The organism is Flagellimonas olearia, assembly GCF_009184425.1.
Taxonomy (GTDB): Bacteria; Bacteroidota; Bacteroidia; order Flavobacteriales; family Flavobacteriaceae; genus Flagellimonas; species Flagellimonas olearia.
The window spans coordinates 1,223,436-1,246,686 of the sequence record NZ_WELG01000001.1 but is presented as its reverse complement, the minus strand read 5'-3'; the positions used below and the strand labels follow the sequence as shown (position 1 = coordinate 1,246,686).

The following is a 23,251-nucleotide window of genomic DNA, read 5'->3' as shown; positions in this document are numbered from 1 at the left end:
AAAAAAGCGCCGTAAATACTACGGCGCTTTTTTTATGTGTGTGATAGTATTGCAGTACTACTCCAATAGGAAAAGGTCATCTTGGTTGAGTCTTTTTTCCTCAAGGGAATATACCATTACTTGGTGCTGCTTTTCATCCTCAAAGTACAGGCCCCAAAAGTCAAAGTAGTCATTGTGCTTTTGCAAGGGCTCTCCGGCCTTTTGCGTTTTATCCTCAAATACCGGAACAAATATTTCATAGGGCATTTCGGTAAGTCCTTTGGTAAGGTATACAAAATGCTTGCTGACCATCAGAAGGATGTCGCCCAGTTGTTGCGGAATGCTCTGGTCGTACAGTCTGGATACCACAACGGAAGTGTCCTTAAAGTGAAATGATATTTCAGCAATATCAATGGAATAGGAGTTTTGTTGGTTCAAGCGCAACAGGGCATCCTTAAAAGACGAGGAGGCCACGGAGTTATGTTCTGTAAACGTCATTCCTCCCCATGATCCTTTATTGAGATAATGTAGACTTTCGGTAATCCCGAAATTAAGATGGATGCCGAGCACAAGATCGGTCTTCTTGGTCTCCGCATCAAAATTGCACTGCACTTTGGCTTCTGCGAAAAAGTCCCTTTCCAGAACTTTCAGAAACTCGTCCAGCCCATTTGCGACCTCATATACTCGTGAGCCGCTAAGGTGGAAATTTAGGTTTGTTTTCTTTGGGAATGACATGTGAAAAGTGTTCTAATTTTTTTTTACCCTTAAAGTTAGAATGAATCTTTTTTTTAGGGTTGAAGGAAATCCTTAAAAATTCTGGGGTTTTTGTACAGTTTGTAGGTTTTTTAGGGCATAAACCGCAAAAACCGGTCACCAATTTCCCTAAGTCCGAAGAAAAAGGGAAAGAACGCTCTAAATAAACCCTCGGTTTTTGGCTGCAAGAATCAAGGCAAGATCGTTCTCGTTCTCGGTTCCAAAAAGCGTTTTCATGTGTCGTTTCCTGTTCTCTATGGAAGAGGGAGAAAGCCGTATGAATTTTTCAAGGTCCTTGGTCTTGGTCCCTTTGGAAAGGTGGTACAAGATCTGTCGGTCCTTTTCGTCAATATCCAAGTCGTTTGACATTTTCTTCCGTATGGCGGACAACGCTTTGGAAGAATAGTAAGGCGGATTCTGGATTACGGTCTTAATGGCCTCTTTCAAGGTTTTGGGGTCTATGTCCGTCTTTACCAGATATCCGTCCGGGTCCACGGTTTTCAGAATGCCATTGATTCTAAAATTATCGCTAAAGGAGGACATAAAGGCAATTTTGGTCTCCGGTACAATTTTTCGGGCCAAGATGCCCAATTCCTCTCCGGTTTGGGGCTGTTCACTACTTTCGTCCGGATTCTGCAATTGCACATCAAGCAATAACAAGTCATATTTAAAGGAATTCACGGAATCCTCAATGAGTTTTTTCGCTTCCTCAAAGGTGTTGGTGGTATCCACAATAATGGTATCATAGTCATCTAACGTCATGCCCTCTAGGGTAAATTTATATCCCAGCGTGGTCATCTCATGGTCATCTATGGCCAATATTCTCAATGTGTTCATGTGTTCTATTTTGTGTAGGATTTAGGTTTAGGCATTAATAACTTCTTGTTCAAAATCTTCATCATCAGTGTTTGGGGCTGCTGCCGCTTCTTCGTACTTACAAGGAATGGTGACTACAATGGTGGTTCCTTTGTCCTTGGTGCTGTCCACGGTCAAGGTTCCGTTTATCTTTTCCACTCTGGAGGCAATGTTCTTGAGGCCAATGCCCTTCTTGCCCTTGTTCACATCAAAACCGATTCCGTCATCGGCTATGGTGACTTTCAATTTATCACCCTGTAGGTCAAAAGCGACCTTTATGTTTTCGGAATGGCCATGGGTGGTGGAATTTTTCAAGCTTTCCTGAATGATCCGGATCACGTTGATCTTGATTTCCATCCAGAGCCTGTCCCAATTTACCTTGTTGTTGTACGTTAAAGAGCATTTGGCCATGGAGGAATCCTCTGTTTCGCTGAGCAAGGCCTCCACGGATAAGATAAAATTATGAAATTTTTTATAGGCCGCATCGTTCAGTTCGTGCGAAATGGTCCGGATGTCCTCCTCCACATGCTGCAAACGCTCCAGAAAGTCGTTACGCTTCCGCACAGAGGCTTCGTCCTCCTTGTTGTTGAGGGAGCTGAGAATGAGACGTATGCCCAGCATCTCGCCCAGAACCCCATCGTGCAGTTCCTCAGAAATGCGTTTTTGCTCCAATTGTTTGCCTTCCTGAAATTTGCCCTGCTGCTGGAGCATGAGGTCATAGACCTTTTGGTTGAGCTTTTGCTGCTTTTCCTCGGACTTTAACCTGTCGTTGCTGATCTTCTGTACCGAGATGATATAACCCCCCAAAAGCAAAATGACGGTCAAGACAGATACCCCTGCCCAAATTTGGCTTTGGCGGGTAAGGACCACGTTCTCTTGTTTAATTTCATCGGTTTCCATGCGTATGCGCGCAAACTTGTCCCGTTTGGTGCGCTCCTCCGCTTTTATGGTCTCGTTAAGATCGTAGTACTCATTGGAGTAGGCCGCGGCGTTGTTACTGTCCAATTTGGTGAGCAGGCGCAGTACTTCCAAAAGTCGATCGTTGTTGTAGGTCAGTTTGGCCAAGTCATGGGATTCTTGGGCATAGGCAATGGCCTTGGCCGTATCGCCCTGATCGGCCAAGATTTCCGCGTAATAATATTTGGCCCTTGGTTGGTCTAATGCGTACTCTATACTGTCGTTGATTTTTATGGCCTGTTCCAATAACTTTTTGGCCGTCTCCATATCCTGCTCATCTTTATAAAGGGAATAGGCCCTGCTGGAGAGCGATAAGGAGTACAGTTCCGGGTTCCGGGTATAAATGTCCTTGTTCTGGAGCAACTCTCCAAAGGCTACCTTGGCGCGGCCATAGTCCTCTTTCTTTAGAAACTCATGGGCGATATTGTTCTGGGTCTGCTCCGTGTATTTTATGCGGTCCATACCCTCCATGTCCTCTACATAGGAACGCGCTTTTTGGAAGTACTCCAAGGATTTGTCGCTATTGCCCATACCGCTCGCAATGATGCCCAACAGATTGTAACAATTGTAGATCCTTTTGGTGTCCCCTAAATCGGTAAAGATCCGCAAAGCATCGGTCACACTGGTTTCCGCGCCCAGATAATCTTTGTAGGAATCTTGGATACGCCCCATGCTGTAGAGCATTTTAGCTTTAAGGGAGCGGGAGGTTGGGTCAACAGGTAACAATTCAAAGCTGTTCAATGCCTTTTGGTAGTGATAAAAAGAACTGTCCAAAACTCCATTGAACTGAAAAAAAGAAGCCAAGTCCCAGTGGGAATTTCCTAAAGTGGTATAGAGTTCTGTCTCTTTCGACATGAACATGACCTGTTTGTTGGTCTTTCGAAAGGCCAAAGAGTCGGGAAGATCCCTATATGCCAAGGAGATGTCGGAAAGGTTGTTCAATAATAAAGTATCATTGGGCAAGGAGAAGGTAATTTCTTGTGCTTGTTGCAGAAACTGTTGGCGTTCCTCCATGGGCAACCCAGTACTGTCCCGGGCGGAACCGATCAATTGCTTAATGGTCTCGACCTTTTGCGAGAAGGGGTCTACACTTTCAGGAGTGCGCTTGGCACAGCCTGCAAGTAGGATCAAGACGATGGTAAAATATCCAATTTTCAAAATGCAGTAGGTTTAGTACATATTAAGCTCATACAAGGTAACAAAAAAGCCCCATACCGTGAGTGAGGTTGGGGCTATATCGTATGTGGGTCTATCCTTTAGAGTTTCCGGTCGTCCGTATTGGATCGGAACCCGGACAGATGGTGTCTGAAGGTGTTCAGCCTTACCTTATCCGGTGGTGAACTCCTGTCATCCATGTCTATCAGGGCCGATTGAATCTGTAGGTTACCTATGGGGGACCTTTCCTGATCGTTGGCGACAAGTGCACACATTATGAGAGTACCGCTAAGGAGGCGAAACGTTTTTTTCATGACCTAAAACTATAGAGAATCAGTGGAATACAAAAATTAATTGCTCCCTCCTCTATCTTCAGAATCGGATTGTTTTCCATCCGTGGCACTTTGATCAATGTCCACGCTAATGCTCTTTACCATAGCTTCCGTGTCTTGTACATCGGTTTCTGCTTCACAAGAAAATAGTCCAGTAGTAAGAAGGGCGATCGCGAAAATAGATAGTAATTTTTTCATAATATTAGGTTTATGGTTTAATGAAATAGGTTTGTGCTGCCAAATTATCCACCTAATACCGAGAAGTTTACTCCATTGAAAAGTTTTTAGAATTTGTAGGGATTCTGCTAGAATTCTGCGGGAATCTGTTAGAATTTGATCAATTTAACTCGCCAACTGCCGTTTTGGAGAGAAAATCCTTAAGACCGTCCACTTGTTCCTTGTAGGTTTTGGAGAACGGAAGCTCCTCTTGTCCGTTCTTTAATGTGCAGATGGATTTGCCGTAGTTGATACGGGAAACGTAGTTGCCGTTGAGGATATAGCTCTGGTGTATGCGGATGAAACCTTGGGGCAATTTGTCCTCAAAAGATTTAAGGGTCTTAAAGGCGCTTACCACGCTGCCGTCCCGCATAAAAAAGTCGGTGGCGTTGTTGTCCGATTTTAGGTAAAGGATATCCTTGGTGTCCAGATACCTATAATCATTATAGGATTTAAGGCAAATGGTAGAAGGCATGTGGTGCTTGGGATGCACTTTGCGGAGCCTCATAATGGTCTTACGTACGTCAAATTCATTATGAGGCAGTATCCAATAGTCGAAAAAGCCACTTTTAATGGCATTGTACGCATACTTTTTGGTGGTGGCATACCCAATGATAATAGGAAGTGTGGGCATGTACTGGTTGAGTTCCGTCACCATCTGGAAATACTCCAGACCATCTTGGGCCAAATTCACGAACACCACGTCTGGGGAGAACTTTAGAACAATGTTCAACCCTTCTGTAGCGCTGGTGGCCTCCCCTGCACAGACCAAGTCTTCATATTCCTGCAAATAGAGCTGCAATTGAAGCTTTGAGGTTGCGCTGGAATCTATGACAGTGTAGGTGTAATCCATATGCAAAATGCTGATTGCAAGTTACTAACGTGCAAAATAAACTCATTGCAGTTTTACCTTAAAAAAACTATGGGTTTCCCCCTAAACCGGGCTATTTTCCTACTTTTTTCACAAAAAAAGGTTAAAAATCAATTGTTGTCCGTGAATTCATAGGCGCCCAAGTCTGAATTTTGGGTCCTATCCATTCCTAAAATATCTATTGGAACGGAAAGTGAAGCGTCGGGGTCGGCCTTGTCAATGGCTGCAGAGTTGTCATGAATGGTCAGTTGGTTTTTAGATCGGTTGAAAAAGTTTGGTTCTTGGTTCAACACGATGTTACGGTAAAGGTCCGTATCGCCAAAATTATAGGGTGGATTTTCTCCAAACTGACCATTGTTATCGTTAAACTGCAGTAAATGGTATCCTTGGAAAACGCCAACTGGCCAGAACAAGGCACCACACCAAAAACCTTGCGGCATGATACCCCAAGTGCAATTATGACAAGCCCACTGCGATTGAGGAAAATTGTATGTGCCGAACCACTATAAGAATAGGTTATGAACGGTTTCCGGGACGCGTTTGGGTCGAAAGGTCTTCGCATCCAGCAGACACCATTCTGTATGGGCGCTAATCAACAGTTGCCCCGTTTTATGGTTTTTGATTTCCACCACACGGGTGGACAATGGTCCGGTATTGTCCTTTATATAGGTAGAGATTTGCAGGGTATCGCCCAAAACGGCGGATTTTAGGTAGTTGATGTTGTGGTTGCGCACCACCCAGACCATATCTTCCCGCATGGCTTGTGGGGCGACCTTTTCCCAATGTTTTTTGGAAATATCCTGAATCCATTCCACGTAACGGATGTTGTTCACGTGGTTCAGGTCGTCCAGGTCTCCTTCGGACACGTTTAATACTTCAGCGTAAGTCTTCATCAATCTTTTTTGCGGATATGTACCTCGAACAACTTGTCCCAATTTTTTCCGGTGACAAAAAAAGTACCCCTTTCCTTGTGGTAGGCCACCCCGTTGAGTACGGAATTGGTTTCGTCCCAGTTAGGTCCTTTATTGACCTTGCTCTTGAGCCCACCAAAATTAATGACTCCCTCGATGGCCCCAGAGGTGGCATCAATGATCATCATGCTTTCCTTTTGATAGACGTTGGCGTAGATTTTCCCATCCACATATTCCAGCTCGTTGGCCTTGTTGAAAATGGATTTGTTGGTCGCTGTTTCAATATGGCCCATTTCTTCAAGCGACTCGGGGTCCAAGAACCAGATTTTTTCGGTTCCATCGCTTTTGTACAGTTTTTTGCCATCATTGCAGAGTCCCCAGCCTTCCCGGCTTTCACCATAACTGAAATCCTTGATTTTTTCCAGATTGGAAGTATGGTACACATAGCCCATGCCACTTTGCCAGGTAAGCTGGTACAGGCGGTCGTTGAGAAGGGTAATGCCCTCCCCAAAAACGGTTTGGTCCAAATCTATTTTTTGAAGGACTTCCCCGGTTTCAAAATTTACTTTTCTAACGGTGGAGGCTCCCTTTTTTCCAGTGCTTTCGTATAATGTCCCGTCATGGAACTCCAAACCTTGGGTATAGGCCGTGGGGTCGTGGGGATAGGTGTTCACGATTTCGTAGGTGTATATTTCGGGGGCTTGGGCGGCCAAGAGTCGAAAATCTTCCTTGATTTCCACGGTTTGTCCCTCGATTTCAATTTGGGCCACTAGGGTTTTGTTTCCCAAAGTTTTTGAATCGATGGTAATTTGGTTGCCTTCCAAAGAAAGTTCCCGACCCTCCAGAACGTATTTGATGCTGGAAATTTCAAGGTCCTTCTTGTTCTTGATGGCAACCCCTACCTTTTGGTTTTGCTGTATGTTGTTGTTTTCCAAATCGATGGAGAAGAGTTTGGCTGGGTCGGTTTCTCCGCCGCAACCTAGGAAGAAGAGTAAAAACCCAAAAATGGAAGCTAATTTGATCATGGTCTCAAGTGCATGTTTCATGGTAAAAATACTTACACTTCGAAATTAAGGATGAAATAGGATTGTGGCAAATTTTAAAAGGTCGTATATTTGCACAGGCAAGTCCTACACGACCAGCTCCTGCAGAATCCCCCAGGGCGGGAACGCAGCAAGGGTATGTGGTCGTAGCGGTGCGATGTAGGTAGCTTGCCTTTTTTTGTTCCCTAAACTCAGATGGCCATGGATAAGAAAGTTGTTTTGATCACCGGCGGCTCCTCTGGCATAGGCAAGGCCATTGGAACCTTTTTAACCTCCAAAGGCTTAACGGTTTACGGAACCACCCGAAACCCGGACAATTACCCTTATTTTGATGCTTTTGAACTCATCCAACTGGATGTGAAGGATGTGGAGAGCATTCAACGAGCCATTTCCGAAGTTGTTTCCAAGGAAGGTCGTTTGGATGTATTGATCAACAATGCAGGAAAAGGCATTACCGGTCCCATTGAGGAAACCCCCCATGAAGAAATCTTGGATGTATTTGATACCAATTTTCACGGACCTGTCCATGTGATGAAAGCCGTACTGCCGCAAATGCGCCAGCAGGGTGGGGGAGCCATCATCAACATTACTTCCATTGCAGGATACATGGGTCTGCCGTTCCGAGGGTTTTACTCGGCCACCAAAGGTGCTTTGGGATTGATTACCGAAGCGTTGCGCATGGAGGTCAAGGATTTTGGGATTACCATTACCAATGTGGCCCCTGGGGATTTTGCCACCAACATAGCCGCAGGCAGATACCATGCCCCAGTGCTGAACGGTTCGCCCTACGAGGACAAGTATGCCCATACCATTGAATCCATCAATGATGATGTGAACAGCGCCGGGGACCCCATTCAGGTGGCCGAGGCGGTGTACAGGATCATCAACCAAAAACGACCCAAGGTGCACAATCCCGTGGGAGCCTTTATGCAAAAGTTTTCCTTGGTGCTGAAGAACATTTTACCCGATAAACTCTACGAAAAACTACTGATCAACCATTATAAATTGTAGTTTTATACCTCATACTAATCACTTATATATTAAAGGAATGAAGTTTTTTATTGATACCGCTAATCTTGACCAAATAAAGGAAGCCCAACAATTGGGTGTTTTGGATGGTGTTACTACCAATCCGTCCTTGATGGCCAAGGAGGGCATTACTGGAAAAGACAATATTTTAAAGCATTATGTGGACATCTGTAACATTGTTGATGGGGATGTATCCGCAGAAGTTGTGGCCACAGAGTTTGAAGCGATGGTGAAGGAAGGTGAGGAATTGGCCGAGCTGCACGAGCAGATAGTGGTGAAAGTACCCATGATCAAAGATGGGGTAAAGGCGCTGAAATATTTTTCGGATAGCGGCATACGAACCAACTGTACCTTGGTCTTTTCGGCAGGACAGGCCTTGTTGGCCGCAAAGGCGGGAGCGACTTATGTTTCTCCTTTCTTGGGTCGTTTGGATGATATTTCAACCGATGGGTTGAACCTCATTTCCGAAATCAGGTTGATTTATGACAACTACGGATTTGATACCCAGATTTTGGCCGCTTCCATTCGTCACACCATGCACGTGATCGATTGTGCAAAAATCGGTGCCGATGTCATGACCGGACCTTTATCGTCCATCACCGGATTGTTGAATCACCCACTGACCGATATCGGACTTGAAAAATTCTTGGCCGATTACCGAAAAGGAAACTCGTAAGTAAAGAAAATGAGATGAAGAAAGAGCCTTGGGAGACCGAGGCTTTTTTTATGGGGTCAATTAAAAGGATGCATAAAGATTGCCAAAGGCATTGACAATCAAGGTGTCTTTGGTGATCACACATTTGTTGAGTCCATCCACAATCATGGCCATCTGGATTTCCTTGAAATCTTCTCCGTGATATTGGTTGGTCTTGTCCAAATGAAATTCTTCCAGCATATTAACCCATTGGGTGTGGCTCGTCTTTAGGTTGATACCGACAAAATTGTATTCCGGATGTTTCTTTTCCAGTAGCGCGATACGTTGGGTAATATTTTTAAAGTGCCCTTTTTGGTCGGCGGTCCAAAAATAAAAGACGGTGTTTTTCTTTTTGCTGACCACATCCTTTAAGTAAACCTCGTTATCGTCCACATCCCTTACCACGATATCGGGAAGACTATTGTTGGGCTGAAGACTCTTGATACCGGAATACAGTGCGTCAATCTCTTTTTTGTGGTCATCATTGGAAGAAAGGGAGCGGAATTTGTCTATAAATACCCGGCATTCTTCACTGGGGTTGTGTTCTTTCAGCAAGTAATCCACGGCAATATTCCTGAAAAGAATGTCCCTGAGTTCCTGCTCTTGCACCAAACTGTCCACAAGATGAAGCTTGTGATTGTTAAAGTGGAGGCGGTCGCTGATGGGAGCTTTTCCGGTATGGCAATCCTCCATGCAGGTCATGTAGGATAGGTTGCCAAAATGCCATTTCATAAAATCAAAATAGGGCCTAAAATACGTAAGGTCCTTATTGTTGAGGTTGAGGTTCTTTCGGTATTCATAAAACGAACTGCCAAGTTCATGTACGGTTTCCTCGCCGGTTCGTTTTTTATGGTAAAAAGGATATTTCTCCTTGTACAGATAACTATTGTAGTCAATGGCCGCTTTGGCCATGGCCAGCTCTTTCCCCGTAAATTGACCATTGTCGGTTTCCAGTTCCTTTAAGTGGGCAATCTTTAGGGTTTTTAACGAATCAATCTTTTGGTCGAAGGAATCAGGGTCCAGTTCGTAGAGGTCGTAAATCAGGGGCTCCTCGTTTTCATAGGTGAGGAACATTTCAATCAGGAAATTGTTGATTTCACTTCCCTTTCCGGAGAATACAAGCGATTCGTCAAATTCCAAGGTATTCAATCGGACCAGTAGACTGTCTCCTCCTTGCAGATATACATATTGAAGTTCAGGGGTATGGTCAAAATGGTACAATCCCTCTTCAATTCCCTCAAGATCAAATGAGAAACGATTGTTGTTGTCCAGTTTCACCGAATCCACGTAAACGTCATTTCGATACAGGACCACATAGTCGCTGGTAGGGTTCACTATCTCACCACCAAAGAAAACAGCGGCACAATCCGAGGATTTTTTCCCGCATGCTAGAAAGGACAGTAAGGTGAGGCCGAGTAATAATCTTACCATATAATGGGAACCATACATTTACAAACAAAATTAAGCATCCCCTTAGCCCCATCCTGTTAATGGCGAGTTAAATGTTGTAAAACCCTGTTTTTGTGCAGTTTAATAAAGTGCGTTTAAATTTCGAAATAAGGAGTGGTTTTAGCTACTTTTGCAAAAAAATAAATAGTACATGTTATCAGTATCCAATTTATCGGTACAGTTTGGAAAGCGAGTATTGTTCGATGAGGTCAATGTGACCTTTACCCATGGAAATTGCTACGGCATCATAGGCGCCAACGGAGCGGGGAAATCAACCTTTTTGAAGATTATATCAGGTCAGATGGACGCTACCTCAGGGCACGTGCACCTAGAACCGGGCAAACGGATGTCCATTCTGGAGCAGAACCACAATGCGTACGATGAATTTACGGTGTTGGAATCCGTGGTAATGGGGAACAAGCCCTTGTTCAACATCAAAAAGGAGATCGATGCACTGTATGCGGACTATACGGATGAAAACGCCGAAAAGATAGGGGAGTTGCAGGTACAGTTCGAGGAGATGAACGGGTGGAATGCCGATAGTGATGCCGCGGCTCTTTTGTCCAATTTGGGGATTTCGGAAGACATGCACTATACTACCATGGCAGATATGGATTCCAAATTAAAGGTACGGGTGCTTTTGGCCCAGGCCTTGTTCGGAAACCCCGATGTGTTGATCATGGATGAGCCTACCAACGATTTGGATTACGAGACCATTAACTGGTTGGAGAATTTCTTGGCCAATTACGAGAACACCGTTATTGTGGTTTCTCACGACAGGCACTTTTTGGATGCGGTATGTACCAGCATTGCGGATATAGATTTTGGAAAGATCAATCTCTTTTCCGGAAATTACACCTTTTGGTACGAGAGTAGCCAATTGGCTGCCCGTCAACGCGCACAACAGAACAAAAAGGCCGAGGAAAAGGCAAAGGAACTGCAGGAGTTCATCCAGCGTTTCAGTGCCAACGTGGCCAAGAGCAAGCAGGCGACTTCCCGTAAAAAGATGTTGGACAAGCTTAAGGTGGAGGACATCAAACCATCCAGCAGAAGATACCCCGCTATTATCTTTGATCGGGAGCGTGAGGCCGGAGATCAAATTCTGAATGTGGAGAAACTTTCCGCAGTTTCTGAAGATGGTGATTTGCTCTTTCAGGATGTGAACATCAACTTGGCCAAAGGTGATAAGGTGGCCATCCTATCCAAAGATTCCAGGGCCACTACGGCTTTTTACGATATCATTACCGGAAAGACCAAAGCCAGTGGAGGGTCATACCAATGGGGAGTTACCACGACCCAGTCCTATTTGCCTGCGGACAACTCCGATTATTTTAAGGATGATGTCAACTTGGTGGATTGGCTACGCGAATGGGCCAAGACCGAAGAGGAGCGCGAAGAGGTCTATATCCGGGGATTTTTGGGTAAAATGTTGTTCAGTGGGGAAGAAGCCCTTAAAAAATGCACGGTACTCTCTGGAGGTGAAAAGGTGCGTTGTATGTTGAGCCGTATGATGATGCTCCGTGCCAACGTTTTGCTTTTGGATGAACCCACCAACCACTTGGACTTGGAAAGTATCACGGCGTTCAATAACTCCTTGAAGAACTTTAAGGGGACTGTATTACTCACTACCCATGACCATGAGTTTGTACATACCGTGGCCAACCGGATCATTGAGCTTACGCCCAAAGGTTCCATAGACCGTTACTTGACCTTTGATGATTATATGTCGGACAAGGCAATCAAGGAACAACGGGAAAAAATGTACGCCGTTACGGCTTAGGCATTAAAGTACTTACTGTTCCAAATGGCGGGGTTGAAATTCTTGCCCAAGGCAAATCCGTAAAAGATGACCATGGAGGCAATGCACTTGAACATGAAAAAGAAGATGATCCAAAACTCCGCCGTTGTATTTTTCTTGGAAAATAGCCCGTCGGGAACCATAAGGGTCACCAAGTAGCTTATCAGTACCACAAAAAGGGTGAGGTTCACTATATTTTTAAAAGGCCAGACCAGTACCCTTCGGAAAGGGTGGAGGTCATTGCCCCATTTGTGCACCAAATAATAATATCCATTTCCAATGGGGGCAAAGAGCAAAGGGTCGTCCTTATCCTCCAATTTAAAAAGCTTGGAGGGCGCCATAATCTTGTAACCTTTGATATCGATATCATGTGCGGCTTCCAATGCCTTGATTTTGGTAAGGGCACTTTGAGGGAAATCCCCTTTAAAAAAAGAACTGTCCAAAAAGCGAAGCCGATAATCGATACAGATTTTCTTGATATGGTCCAAATGATAGATTCTGTCGGTCTCTAAAAGGTCAAAAACAAAAGAATTCCCAGCGGGAGCATTTTTGGAACGGAGTTCCTTGACGATTTTTTCTTCCTTCAAGACGTCCTTTTCCAAAATTTCATGCACTTCCTGCAAAATTCGGTCTTCCTTTTTTTCTTTTTCCCTGACTCTGGAGAGTTGCTTTTCAATGTCCGTATGGGCGAAATTCATATCCTTTTTTCTTAGCAATCCATTCAAAGTTAAGGAATTGTATGAGGGATTGTTTGTTAGGAAAAAACATGTTTTGTTAACATTGTGTTAAATCAAATGTGATGACTGGAAAAACAGCACTCTTTTCCATTAAAAAACGTAACTTATCGAAGTTTTTAGCATTTAATCGACAAACCATACGAAAACCACTAAAGTCCCAAATTTGAGCCGACTCTGATGAAATTCCCCCTTACCAAACTATTTTTGGGTCTTTGCATGGCCTTTTCAATGTTCTCTTTTGCACAGAGCAATGTGCCAAGAACAAAAACCATTGATTCCGAGCATCATAAAATACTTTTGGAAGCCGTAAAGGTTACTGAGATGGAGGAGATTTTGGAGAAATCGGGGCCGTTTACCATTTTCGCGCCTTCAGATGCTGCTTTTGAGCGGTTTTCCACCGAAAAAATAAAGGAGCTCCTCAACTCTCAGGATAAAAGTGCCCTCAAGTCCTTGCTTACTTATCATATCGTTGCCGGACATTTGACGGCATCCCGTATTTTGCGTGCCATGTGCCGAGGGAATGGTAAAGCCAGCTTTACCACCATTCAGGGCAAAAAACTGTTGGCCCACATGGATGGGTATGATATTGTCCTTACCGACCCCATTGGTAACACCGCGCGTATCACATCGGCCGACCTCAATTTAAAGAACGGGGTGGTTCATGAGATTGATAGCGTGATTCTACCTACCCAAATGTAATCAACGTAATTCCGCGCTAAGCTCTTTCTGGAATTGGGCCAGTAATTTGGCCATTATCTTGTCGATTTGTTTGTCCGTAAGGGTCTTTTTGTCGTCCATAAGCGTAAAACTCACCGCGTAGGATTTTTTGCCCTTGGGTAGATTTTTGCCCGTGTACACATCAAAAAGATTCACCTTTTTCAGAAGCTTCTTCTCCGTTTTCCAAGCAATGTCAAACACTTGTTGGAATGTGGCCGAATCATCCAATAACAAAGCAAAATCGCGGGTCACCTCGGGAAACTTAGGAATTTCCGTGAAGATGATGTTCTGTGTGCCCACCAGTTCCAAGACGGCATCCCAATCAAAATCAGCATAAAATACATCCTGTTTAATGTCCAACATCTTTAGCGCGGATTTCCCGACCAATCCGAAGTCAGCCAAAACTTTCCCGTCTTTATGGTAAGACAGGCCTTCCGCATAAAGATCATCCTTGCAGGGTGTAGTTTGGATGTCCCGCAGACCCAATCGCTCAAACAACGATTCCACGATGCCCTTGAGGTAAAAGAAATCTGTTTTTTGGCCAGGGGTGTTCCAGCTATCTGCAGTGCGATTTCCGGAAGTGAAAATGGCCAAATGTTGGCGTTCCTGATTTTCACCGTTTATCTTATGGTAGGTTTTTCCAAGCTCAAAGAGCTTAAGGTTTGTTTTCTGCCGATTGTGATTGTAGCTTATGGCCTGAAGTCCGGAAAACAACATGGAGGTCCTTAGAACTGATAGGTCAGAACTCAAAGGGTTCAACATGCTGATTTTTTCTTCCTCCTTGTTAGGCGCATGGGCATCAGGAGAGACCAAACTATTGGTCATGATTTCATAAAAACCCTTTGCGGCCAACAAGTTTCCAACAACATCTTGAATCCTATGGTTTTCAAAACGCGAGGTTTTGGCAATGGAGGCCGTAAGTTTTTCCTTGTGGTCGATGTTGTTGTAGCCGTAAACCCGTAAAATTTCCTCGATCACATCCACTTCGCGGGTCACATCCACGCGGTAGGTGGGAATGGTAAGGCCCAGTCCGGATTCGGTAACATTGTTGATACGGATTTCAAGGGAAGACAGGATAGATTTTATGGTATCCCGCGGGATTTCCTGCCCGATCAATGAGTTGATTTTATCAAAAGTAAGGAACACTTGTCGGTCCTGGGGCTTCTTAGGATATAGGTCTACCACTTCCGAAGTAATGTACCCACCCGCAATCTCACGAATCAACAGAGCCGCTCTCTTCAGCGCATACTCGGTAAGGTTGATGTCGATACCACGCTCGAACCGAAAAGAGGCATCCGTGTTCAAACCGTGCCTTTTCGCCGATTTCCTGATGGATACGGGATCAAAATAGGCACTCTCTAAAAAGATGGATGAGGTGTGCTCGGTAACCCCAGAGTTGATTCCTCCAAATACCCCGGCAATACACATAGGCTTTTCCGTGTCGCAGATCATAAGGTCATCCTCATGCAACTCGCGTTCCACATCGTCCAAGGTCTTGAACTTGGTTCCCGCCGGAAGGGTCTTCACCTCAATCTTATTACCCTTGATTTTGGAAGCATCAAAGGCATGTAGGGGCTGTCCCAATTCGTGGAGCACATAATTGGTCACATCCACCACATTGTTGATGGGGGATAGGCCAATGGCCTTCAATCTATTTTTTAGCCAATGGGGCGACTCTTGCACCACAAGATTGCTGATGGTAACACCGCAATACCTTGGGGCCAGTTGACTGTCCTTGACCTCCACATCGATTTTTAAGGACCTATTGTCAATGGAAAAGTTACTGGTGGAAGGGGTAACCAACTCCTTTTGTATCTCTTTTTGTTCCAATCCGGCCTTTAGGTCACGGGCCACGCCAAAATGGCTCATGGCATCTGAACGGTTGGGGGTAAGGCCTATCTCAAAGACCTCGTCACTTTCAATGTCGAATACTTTGGAGCAAGGGGTTCCGGGTTCCAAGCTCTCGGATAGGATCATAATGCCATCATGGCTGCTTCCCAGTCCCAATTCATCCTCGGCACAGATCATACCATGGCTTTCCTCGCCTCTGATCTTCCCTTTTTTGATTTCCCAAGCCTCTCCATCCTTGGCGTACAAAGTAGTTCCAATGGTAGCGACCGGAACTTTTTGTCCTGCGGCCACGTTAGGGGCACCACATACAATTTGTAAAGGTTCTCCCTGTCCAATATCCACAGTGGTCAATTTCAATCTATCGGCATTTGGGTGTTGCTCGCAGGTAAGTACATGGCCTACCACAATACCCTTCAGGCCGCCTTTGACAGACTCAAAATGGGATATGCCTTCAACCTCAAGGCCTAAATCCGTTAAAAGCTCACCGGTCTTTTGTGAATCCCAATCAATCTGCAAAAACTGGCGTAGCCAGTTATAAGAAATCTTCATACCCCAATTTTAGAGTGGACAAATATAAAACAATAGGGCAACAGATTCAATGTAAATAACCCTGTGTTCTATTTGGAATTTGTAAGATTTGTATAGTATTTTCTACTTTTAGGAAAAATCTTTCAATATATGAACAGGATAGCGCTGTTATGTTTGCTCTTTTTAACGGTATTTTCATGCAAAAAGGAAAGTAAGGAATTGTTGTTGGGTGAATGGTTGGGAAAGATGAAGGTTTCTTCCTCCAAAGAACTTCCCTTTACCTTTACGTTGTTCAAGAATGATGATGGGGATTACCGTATGGAGATGTACAATGCCGATGAGGTGATTGCCATTGATCAAATTGAAATTGAAGGAGATTCCATACGGATTCAAATGCCCATTTTTGAAGGATATGTGTCAGGTACTTTTTCGAAAAACCAAATCCAAGGCAATTTCATAAAGGAAAGCTTGGATCGGATCGTTCCTTTCACCGCGGTCCACGGAAAACAAGACCGTTTTGAAGTGGGTCAAGATGCCCAAGTCAATATTTCTGGCATTTGGGAGACCTATTTTGACCTCAATACGGATAATGAATATCCGGCCAAGGGAATATTCATGCAGAATGGTAATCGGGTCAAAGGTACTTTTAGGACCAAGACGGGGGATTACAGATACTTGGATGGAGTGGTCACCGGGGATAGTTTAAAACTTTCCGCTTTTGATGGGGCACATGTGTACCTGTTCATGGCAAAGGTAACGGACAGTACCCTTGAAGGACAGTTTTATAATGGAAATCATGCCGTTGAAGAGTTTATGGCGGCCAGGAACGAAGCTTTTGAACTCCCTGATGCGGATTCATTGACCTTTCTTCGGGAAGGGTATGATCGGTTCGACTTTTCATTCCCGGATTCTTCGGGAAAAATGGTAAGCCTGTCCGATTCAAGATTCGAGGGAAAGCCGGTCTTGGTGCAGATTATGGGTTCTTGGTGTCCCAATTGCTTGGATGAAACCCGGTTTTATGTGGAATTTTTAAAGAACAATCCTGATTTGGATATTGAGTTGGTGGCCCTTGCCTTTGAGTACGCCAAGACCGAGGATAAAGCCCTGGCGGGCATTGCGCGCCTCAAAGAAAGAGCTCAGGTGGATTATCCCATATTGTTGGCCCAATACGGAACCTCAAACAAGCAAAAAGCCAATGAGAAACTACCCATGTTAAACCATATCCTGTCGTATCCCACAACTATTTATATTGATAAGAATGGAGCGGTGAGAAAAATACATACCGGCTTCAACGGCCCTGCAACTGGAGAGAAATATGAGCAGTTCAAAAAGCAATTCGCCGAAACAGTCCGTGGATTGGCCGCAGAAACAATCGAAACGGATTCCTAAATAATGGTGGATTTCCCCAAGTGGATGTTTTCGTCATTGATATTGAAATCATCATCAATATCAACAATATTGTTGGCAATATAATCACCGACTTGGTTGGTCCCGAAATGACTGTTGGGTTTTAGGTCGGGAGTGACAATTTCTTTTTTCAAGGCTTTGTCAACGGCATTGCGGACGGCCAAGGACTCATCAATGAGCCCAAAATGTTCCAACAACATGGCCACGGAAAGTATGGAAGCAATAGGGTTTGCAATGTCCAATCCCTTGGCTTGGGGATAGGACCCATGGATGGGTTCAAAAAGGGCACTTTCCTCACCAATGGAGGCAGAGGCCAACAATCCTATGGAGCCACCAATGACACTTCCTTCATCGGAAATGATATCGCCGAACATGTTTTCGGTAAGGATAACGTCAAATTGGGTGGGGTTTAGAATAATCTGCATGGCGGCATTGTCCACAAATAGGTATTCCAAGGTCACTTCTGGGTAACTTTCACCAATTCGGGTCACCACTTTTCGCCAAAGTCTGGAGGATTCCAGCACATTGGCCTTGTCCACTAAAGTGAGCTTTCCTTTTCGGTTCTTGGCGGCCTTAAAGGCCAAATGGGCTATACGGCTGATTTCTTTTTCGGAATATTCACAAAGGTCGGAAGCTACCGTGCCTTCCGCATTTAATTTTTTCTCACCAAAATAAATGCCCCCCGTCAATTCACGGTAAATAACAAAGTCCGTACCCGAGACAACTTCTTTTTTTAATGGGGATTTGTCAACCAATGACGAGTGTGCAATTACAGGTCGTATGTTGGTGAAAAGTCCGAGCTCTTTCCGTAGTTTCAACAAGCCTTGTTCAGGGCGGATGGGTGAATCGGGATTGAGGTCGTATTTGGGGTGACCAATGGCTCCCAACACCACGGCATCGACTTCCTTGCAGAGCTTTAGGGTATTATTGGGCAAAGGCGTCCCCTTTTTATCGATGGCAATGGCTCCAATAAGGGCTTCCTTGTAAACAAAATTGTGATTAAAGGTTTCTTCAACCGCCTGTAGACATTTTACCGCTTGGGCCAAAACTTCAGGTCCTACGCCATCTCCGGGAAGCAAAGCAATGTTCAAGTTCATACGATGACAGGATTGGAATCAAAAAAGTCGCTTGGTATTTATTATTAAGCGAGGCTTTGTAAGCTAATGTTACTGGTTTCCACAATTTCGTGGATATCCTCATCCAAGATTTCCTTTTTGGTATCCGCAAATTTCAAAAAGTTCTCATAGACGGCATCCAATTGGACCTTGGTAAGCTCGTAACCTACTTTTTTGGCCCGGTATGCCAATGCAGCCCTTCCACTTCTTGCGGTAAGCACAATGGAGGATTCGTTGACCCCCACATCTTTGGGGTCAATGATTTCATAGGTTTCACGTTGCTTGATCACTCCATCTTGGTGGATTCCGGAACTGTGGGCAAAGGCATTGGAGCCCACAATGGCCTTGTTGGGTTGTACGGGCATTCCCATTTTCTGGGAAACCATTTGGCTGGTATCCCACAATAGCTTGCTATTGATGCCGGTATCAAGGTTTAGGTAAGGGTGTTGTCTAAGGATCATCACCACTTCTTCCAAGGAAGTGTTTCCGGCACGTTCCCCAATACCGTTGATGGTACATTCAATCTGTCGTGCTCCGTTGATCACACCTGCTATGGAGTTGGCGGTTGCCAACCCTAGATCGTTATGGCAGTGGCAAGAAAGAATGGCTTTGTCAATACCTTTTACGTTTTCTTTTAGATACTTCATTTTGGCACCATACTCCTCTGGAAGACAATACCCAGTGGTGTCAGGAATGTTAAGAACTGTGGCTCCGGCCTTTACAACCGCTTCACAGACTTGCGCCAAAAATTCATTATCTGTACGTCCGGCATCTTCTGCGTAAAATTCAACATCCTCCACAAAGGTTTTTGCATAGGCAACGGCCTCAACGGCGCGTTCAATGATTTGTTCCCTTGTAGAGTTGAATTTATATTTAATGTGGGAATCAGAAGTTCCGATTCCAGTATGTATTCTTGGTTTTTTTGCTGCTTTCAGGGCCTCGGCGGCCACTTCAATGTCTTTTTTGACGGCTCGCGTCAATCCGCAGACCGTTGCATTTTTGACCAATTTGGAGATTTCGTGCACAGATTTGAAATCACCGGGGCTTGAAATGGGGAATCCGGCCTCTATGACATCAACGCCCAATTCGTCCAGGCGCTGAGCGATGACCAATTTCTGTTCCGTGTCCAACTTACAACCCGGAACTTGTTCTCCATCTCTTAGCGTAGTGTCAAAAATTTGTACCTTATCTTTACCCATTATCTTTTGTCTGTTGTTCGAATTCATACGAAAATAGAGAAGGAGGGCCAGAAGGTAAAAGGAGGGTCAAAACCTTATACAACGTTAAATTGGATTTGGTGTCAATTAATTAATTGATATTCAATTGTTTAAATTATATTTTTTACGATGACAAATGCCCATAAGGATGCTTTGTTTGTACTGGTAAAATCGCTGTCCAAATCGGAAAAGCGTCAATTTAAACTGTATGTGGGCCGCTTGGGGGTCAACACAGATGCCAAATTTTTGGCTCTTTTTAACTTGTTGGACAAAATGCGACGTTATGATGAGCGACAAATTTTGGAAAGTGGTATTGTGAAAAAAGCGCAACTATCCAATCTTAAGGCGCATCTCTACAAACAGATTTTGGTAAGCCTTCGTTTGAACCCTGTAAATCAGAATATACGGATCCAAATTAGGGAACAACTGGATTTTGCCACCATTTTATATCAAAAGGGACTGTACAAGCAAAGCTTGAAGATTTTAGATAAGGCCAAGACGGTGGCCATTGAGAATGAAGAAAAGAATGTGGCTTACGAAATTGTAGAGTTCGAGAAGATCATAGAGACGCAATATATTACCCGAAGTATTCCGGATAGGGCCGATGAATTGGCGGTACAGGCCAAGGAGCTTTCTGCACAAAATGTAATGACGAGCAAGCTTTCCAATCTTTCCCTTCAGCTATACGGAATGATGCTCAAGGTGGGGTATGTCCGTAGCGATGAGGACCTGCAGAAGGTTAAATCCTATTTTGAGGGCCATTTACCGGATTATAATCTGGAGAGTCTAGGTTTCAGGGAAAAGTTATGGCTTTATAAGGCCTATTTGTGGTACAGTTTGTTGATACAGGATTTTCTTTCGGCATACCGTTATGCCAGCAAATGGGTAGATCTTTTCTATGATCATCAGGAGATGATTGCGCTCAACCCCGTTTTTTACCTGAAAGGGAACCACTACCTTTTGGAGTCGCTTTTCTTTGTAAAGTATTCTTCCCAATTTAGGGAAACCCTGGATCGTTTGGAAGTGCAAGTAGAAAGCTCAAGTTTTCCGCAGAATGATAATATTGCCTCTTTGGCCTTTTTATACATCAACTCCAATAAGTTGAACCTTCATTTTCTGGAGGGCACTTTTGATAAGGGGCTGTACTTGGTCAACGTGATTGAATACGGTATAAAAAAGCATGGAGAGCGAATAGATGAGCATCATATTATGCTGCTTTATTATAAGATAGCCTGCCTGTATTTTGGCAACGGGGACAATAAGAACTGCATTGCCTATCTGAAAAAGATCATCTCCAACAAGAATCTTAAAATGAGGGAGGATTTAATGTGCTTTGCAAGAGTGCTGAGTTTGGTGGCGCACTATGAGGCGGGAATGGATTACCACCTTGAAGTCCAACTTAAGAGCACTTACAAATTTTTATTGAAAATGAATGACTTACATGCCGTTCAAAAGGAAATGATCAAGTTTTTAAGAAACCTTGGGGATATCTATCCACACGAGCTTAAGGATGAGTTTCAAAAGCTTTACAATGAGCTTAAGAAATATGAGAACCATCCGTATGAGAAAAGGGCATTTTTGTATCTGGACATTCTCTCTTGGTTGGAAAGTCACTTAGAGAACAAACCTGTTTCCCAGATCATTCGTGAAAAGGCCCTAGCGCTTACCCGTTAAGACAGGCGTTCCAAACAGGGTCATTGGGAGGTGGGGCCAAAAAAGTGAGGGGCTCTTTTTTTACGGGATGTTCCAATTCCAGACTACGGGAATGTAAATGGATGCTTCCATCCTTATTGCTTCGGTCAGCTCCGTACTTTAAATCTCCTTTGATGTGACATCCTATGGCCGCCAGCTGGGCCCGGATTTGATGGTGTCTGCCTGTTTTCAAATCGATCTCCAATAGATAATAGCTATCCAATTTTTTTAGGATTCGGTATTCCAAAATGGCCTTTTTGCTATTGGGGACTTCTTTGCTATGGGCGTAAGACTTGTTCTGTTTAGGATTGCGCACCAACCAATGGGTTAAGGTGTCACGTTCTTTCTCTGGAGCATTTTTTACCACGGCCCAATACGTCTTTTGGGTGTTTCCTTCTGAAAAAAGCTTGTTCAGTCGGGGTAGGGCCTTCGAGGTTCTGGCAAAAACTACAATCCCGGTTGTGGGTCTGTCCAACCGATGGACCACACCTAGGTACACATTTCCCGGTTTGTTGTACTTCTCCTTCAGGTATTGCTTCACCACATCGCTCAGGGGTGTATCACCGGTCTTGTCACCTTGTACAATATCCCCTGACCTTTTATTGATGACAATGAGGTGGTTGTCCTCATAGAGCACTTGGAGGTTGGATGTATTGGATTTTTGGACTTTTGGATTTTTGGAACTCACTTAAGGATGGATTTAAATTTAGAAGTCATTTTAATGATTGCGTTCAATTTGTCCACTAAGAATTCCAATCTTTTGTCTGACAAAAAACCTAAATCATTTGATATAAGGAGTTGTGTTTCTACTTCGTACATGGAACCCATGGCGATTTCTAAAAACCTTGAAAAATCCTTATTGGATTTTCTTGAACATCCTTCTGAAATATTTGAAGGGATAGAAACAGCTGCTCGTCTCAGTTGATTGGAAATTCCGAATTTTTCGGTCTCGGGGAAGCTGCCTGTCACTTCGTAAATATCAGAACAGAATTCTCGGCTCAATTTCCATATGTCCAAGTCTTTGAATCGATGCATGAGTAGGATTTTGTAGGAAGAAAGATATCAAAATATCCAAAAGTCCAAAAATCCAATATTCCAACACTCTAATAAGACTCTTCCTCATTGGGAAAATCACTGCTCTTTACATCATCCACATATTGTGAAATGGCATTGCTCATTTCGTCATAAAGGTTCATGTACCTTCTGAGGAAACGAGGGTGAAATTCGTGGGTCATACCCAGTAGGTCATGTACCACCAATACTTGCCCATCAACACCGTTTCCGGCGCCAATCCCAATGATAGGGATGGATACACTTTCCGCTACTTCTTTGGCCAATTTTGCCGGTATTTTTTCCAGAACAATACCAAAACAGCCCAATTCCTCCAGCATTTTGGCATCTTGTTTCAACTTTTCCGCCTCTTCCTCTTCTTTGGCCCTTACGGTATAGGTGCCAAATTTATAAATGGATTGAGGGGTAAGTCCCAAATGCCCCATTACAGGGATGCCTGCTTGTAGAATCCGGCTTACGGAATCTTTGATTTCTGCCCCACCTTCGACCTTGATGGCATGCGCACCACTTTCCTTCATGATGCGAATGGCGGAGCGCAAGGCTTCCTTGGAATCACTCTGGTAGCTTCCAAAGGGGATGTCGACCACCACAAGTGCTCTTTTTGCGGCACGGACCACGGAACTGGCATGGTAGATCATTTGGTCCAAGGTAATGGGCAGGGTGGTTTCATGGCCGGCTATGACATTACTGGCGGAATCCCCCACCAAGATGACATCAACATTGGCTGCATCAACGATTTTGGCCATGGAATAATCGTAGGAGGTGAGCATGGAGATTTTCTCCCCATTTTGCTTCATCTCGATCAAGGATTTTACCGTAATTCTCTTGTATTCTTTCTTGGCGACAGACATTTGGTTCTTTTTTACGGGCTAAA

23 protein-coding genes and 1 other RNA gene are annotated in these 23,251 nt (G+C 44.2%); 7 read left to right on the top strand and 17 right to left on the bottom strand.

Annotated elements, in window-relative coordinates; all coding sequences use genetic code 11:
• Positions 1-57: 57 nt before the first annotated feature.
• From F8C76_RS05340 to F8C76_RS05305, 9 genes are all read right to left on the bottom strand, one after another.
• Entirely contained in the window at positions 58-714 is a 657-nt protein-coding gene (locus F8C76_RS05340) for a hypothetical protein (RefSeq protein WP_152130770.1), read from the bottom strand.
• A 177-nt stretch (positions 715-891) separates the two neighbouring features.
• Positions 892-1,569 carry a response regulator gene (locus tag F8C76_RS05335; protein WP_129652595.1) on the bottom strand — a complete coding sequence of 226 codons (678 nt, stop codon included), beginning with the start codon at positions 1,567-1,569 and terminating at the stop codon, positions 892-894.
• A 27-nt stretch (positions 1,570-1,596) separates the two neighbouring features.
• The gene (locus F8C76_RS05330; RefSeq protein WP_152130769.1) at positions 1,597-3,702 is read right to left on the bottom strand and encodes a tetratricopeptide repeat-containing sensor histidine kinase; all 2,106 of its coding nucleotides are present in this window, start codon (positions 3,700-3,702) and stop codon (positions 1,597-1,599) included.
• A gap of 98 nt (positions 3,703-3,800) precedes the next feature.
• The gene (locus F8C76_RS18690) at positions 3,801-3,974 is read right to left on the bottom strand and encodes a hypothetical protein (protein WP_170283982.1); all 174 of its coding nucleotides are present in this window, start codon (positions 3,972-3,974) and stop codon (positions 3,801-3,803) included.
• A 75-nt stretch (positions 3,975-4,049) separates the two neighbouring features.
• On the bottom strand, positions 4,050-4,229 hold the full coding sequence (locus F8C76_RS05325) for a hypothetical protein (RefSeq protein ID WP_152130768.1): 180 nt from the start codon (positions 4,227-4,229) through the stop codon (positions 4,050-4,052).
• 139 nt (positions 4,230-4,368) lie between these two features.
• Entirely contained in the window at positions 4,369-5,100 is a 732-nt protein-coding gene (locus F8C76_RS05320; RefSeq protein WP_152130767.1) for a LytR/AlgR family response regulator transcription factor, read from the bottom strand.
• A gap of 128 nt (positions 5,101-5,228) precedes the next feature.
• The gene (locus tag F8C76_RS05315; protein WP_152130766.1) at positions 5,229-5,558 is read right to left on the bottom strand and encodes a choice-of-anchor Q domain-containing protein; all 330 of its coding nucleotides are present in this window, start codon (positions 5,556-5,558) and stop codon (positions 5,229-5,231) included.
• Between the two features lie 63 nt (positions 5,559-5,621).
• Complete coding sequence (locus tag F8C76_RS05310; RefSeq protein ID WP_165357212.1) at positions 5,622-6,011, bottom strand: acyl-CoA thioesterase; 390 nt, start codon at positions 6,009-6,011, stop codon at positions 5,622-5,624.
• Positions 6,011-7,075, bottom strand: a complete 1,065-nt coding sequence (locus tag F8C76_RS05305) for a glutaminyl-peptide cyclotransferase (protein WP_249042362.1) — start codon at positions 7,073-7,075, stop codon at positions 6,011-6,013. The genes F8C76_RS05310 and F8C76_RS05305 overlap by 1 nt, the downstream gene beginning before the upstream one ends.
• A gap of 75 nt (positions 7,076-7,150) precedes the next feature.
• On the opposite strand from F8C76_RS05305, the gene ffs reads away from it, so the two are divergent.
• From ffs to fsa, 3 genes are all read left to right on the top strand, one after another.
• Positions 7,151-7,249, top strand: an RNA gene (gene ffs, locus F8C76_RS05300) — signal recognition particle sRNA small type.
• Positions 7,250-7,273: 24 nt separating this feature from the next.
• Positions 7,274-8,083, top strand: a complete 810-nt coding sequence (locus F8C76_RS05295) for an SDR family oxidoreductase (protein ID WP_152130765.1) — start codon at positions 7,274-7,276, stop codon at positions 8,081-8,083.
• A 37-nt stretch (positions 8,084-8,120) separates the two neighbouring features.
• On the top strand, positions 8,121-8,777 hold the full coding sequence (gene fsa / locus F8C76_RS05290; RefSeq protein WP_129652587.1) for a fructose-6-phosphate aldolase: 657 nt from the start codon (positions 8,121-8,123) through the stop codon (positions 8,775-8,777).
• Positions 8,778-8,837: 60 nt separating this feature from the next.
• Here fsa and F8C76_RS05285 read toward each other — a convergent pair whose 3' ends face one another.
• Positions 8,838-10,226 carry a TlpA family protein disulfide reductase gene (locus tag F8C76_RS05285; protein WP_242502039.1) on the bottom strand — a complete coding sequence of 463 codons (1,389 nt, stop codon included), beginning with the start codon at positions 10,224-10,226 and terminating at the stop codon, positions 8,838-8,840.
• A gap of 169 nt (positions 10,227-10,395) precedes the next feature.
• On the opposite strand from F8C76_RS05285, the gene F8C76_RS05280 reads away from it, so the two are divergent.
• The gene (locus F8C76_RS05280; RefSeq protein ID WP_152130764.1) at positions 10,396-12,024 is read left to right on the top strand and encodes an ABC-F family ATP-binding cassette domain-containing protein; all 1,629 of its coding nucleotides are present in this window, start codon (positions 10,396-10,398) and stop codon (positions 12,022-12,024) included.
• Here F8C76_RS05280 and F8C76_RS05275 read toward each other — a convergent pair.
• On the bottom strand, positions 12,021-12,740 hold the full coding sequence (locus F8C76_RS05275) for a hypothetical protein (RefSeq protein WP_152130763.1): 720 nt from the start codon (positions 12,738-12,740) through the stop codon (positions 12,021-12,023). The genes F8C76_RS05280 and F8C76_RS05275 overlap by 4 nt on opposite strands.
• A gap of 216 nt (positions 12,741-12,956) precedes the next feature.
• Here F8C76_RS05275 and F8C76_RS05270 point away from each other — a divergent pair, with 216 nt between their 5' ends.
• Positions 12,957-13,478 (top strand): fasciclin domain-containing protein, encoded by a 522-nt coding sequence (locus F8C76_RS05270; RefSeq protein ID WP_152130762.1) that lies wholly within the window; start codon positions 12,957-12,959, stop codon positions 13,476-13,478.
• Here the strand turns inward: F8C76_RS05270 and pheT are convergent, their stop codons facing one another.
• Positions 13,479-15,896, bottom strand: coding sequence for a phenylalanine--tRNA ligase subunit beta (gene pheT, locus F8C76_RS05265; protein WP_152130761.1), 2,418 nt, complete (start codon positions 15,894-15,896; stop codon positions 13,479-13,481).
• A gap of 129 nt (positions 15,897-16,025) precedes the next feature.
• On the opposite strand from pheT, the gene F8C76_RS05260 reads away from it, so the two are divergent.
• The gene (locus F8C76_RS05260; RefSeq protein ID WP_152130760.1) at positions 16,026-17,264 is read left to right on the top strand and encodes a peroxiredoxin family protein; all 1,239 of its coding nucleotides are present in this window, start codon (positions 16,026-16,028) and stop codon (positions 17,262-17,264) included.
• Here the strand turns inward: F8C76_RS05260 and leuB are convergent.
• Together leuB and F8C76_RS05250 are read right to left on the bottom strand one after the other, a co-directional pair.
• Positions 17,261-18,379 (bottom strand): 3-isopropylmalate dehydrogenase, encoded by a 1,119-nt coding sequence (leuB, locus tag F8C76_RS05255; RefSeq protein WP_152130759.1) that lies wholly within the window; start codon positions 18,377-18,379, stop codon positions 17,261-17,263. The genes F8C76_RS05260 and leuB overlap by 4 nt on opposite strands.
• A 44-nt stretch (positions 18,380-18,423) precedes the next feature.
• On the bottom strand, positions 18,424-19,596 hold the full coding sequence (locus tag F8C76_RS05250; RefSeq protein WP_116217851.1) for a 2-isopropylmalate synthase: 1,173 nt from the start codon (positions 19,594-19,596) through the stop codon (positions 18,424-18,426).
• Between the two features lie 147 nt (positions 19,597-19,743).
• On the opposite strand from F8C76_RS05250, the gene F8C76_RS05245 reads away from it, so the two are divergent.
• Entirely contained in the window at positions 19,744-21,288 is a 1,545-nt protein-coding gene (locus F8C76_RS05245) for a hypothetical protein (protein ID WP_129652579.1), read from the top strand.
• Here F8C76_RS05245 and F8C76_RS05240 read toward each other — a convergent pair.
• The 3 genes from F8C76_RS05240 to panB all read right to left on the bottom strand — a co-directional run bounded on the left by F8C76_RS05240 (position 21,278) and on the right by panB (position 23,228).
• Positions 21,278-21,994, bottom strand: a complete 717-nt coding sequence (locus tag F8C76_RS05240; RefSeq protein WP_152130758.1) for an RluA family pseudouridine synthase — start codon at positions 21,992-21,994, stop codon at positions 21,278-21,280. The genes F8C76_RS05245 and F8C76_RS05240 overlap by 11 nt on opposite strands.
• Complete coding sequence (locus F8C76_RS05235) at positions 21,991-22,341, bottom strand: four helix bundle protein (protein ID WP_152130757.1); 351 nt, start codon at positions 22,339-22,341, stop codon at positions 21,991-21,993. Before F8C76_RS05235 ends, F8C76_RS05240 begins: the two co-directional genes overlap by 4 nt.
• 68 nt (positions 22,342-22,409) lie before the next feature.
• The gene (gene panB, locus F8C76_RS05230) at positions 22,410-23,228 is read right to left on the bottom strand and encodes a 3-methyl-2-oxobutanoate hydroxymethyltransferase (RefSeq protein WP_129652577.1); all 819 of its coding nucleotides are present in this window, start codon (positions 23,226-23,228) and stop codon (positions 22,410-22,412) included.
• Positions 23,229-23,251 lie beyond the last annotated feature (23 nt).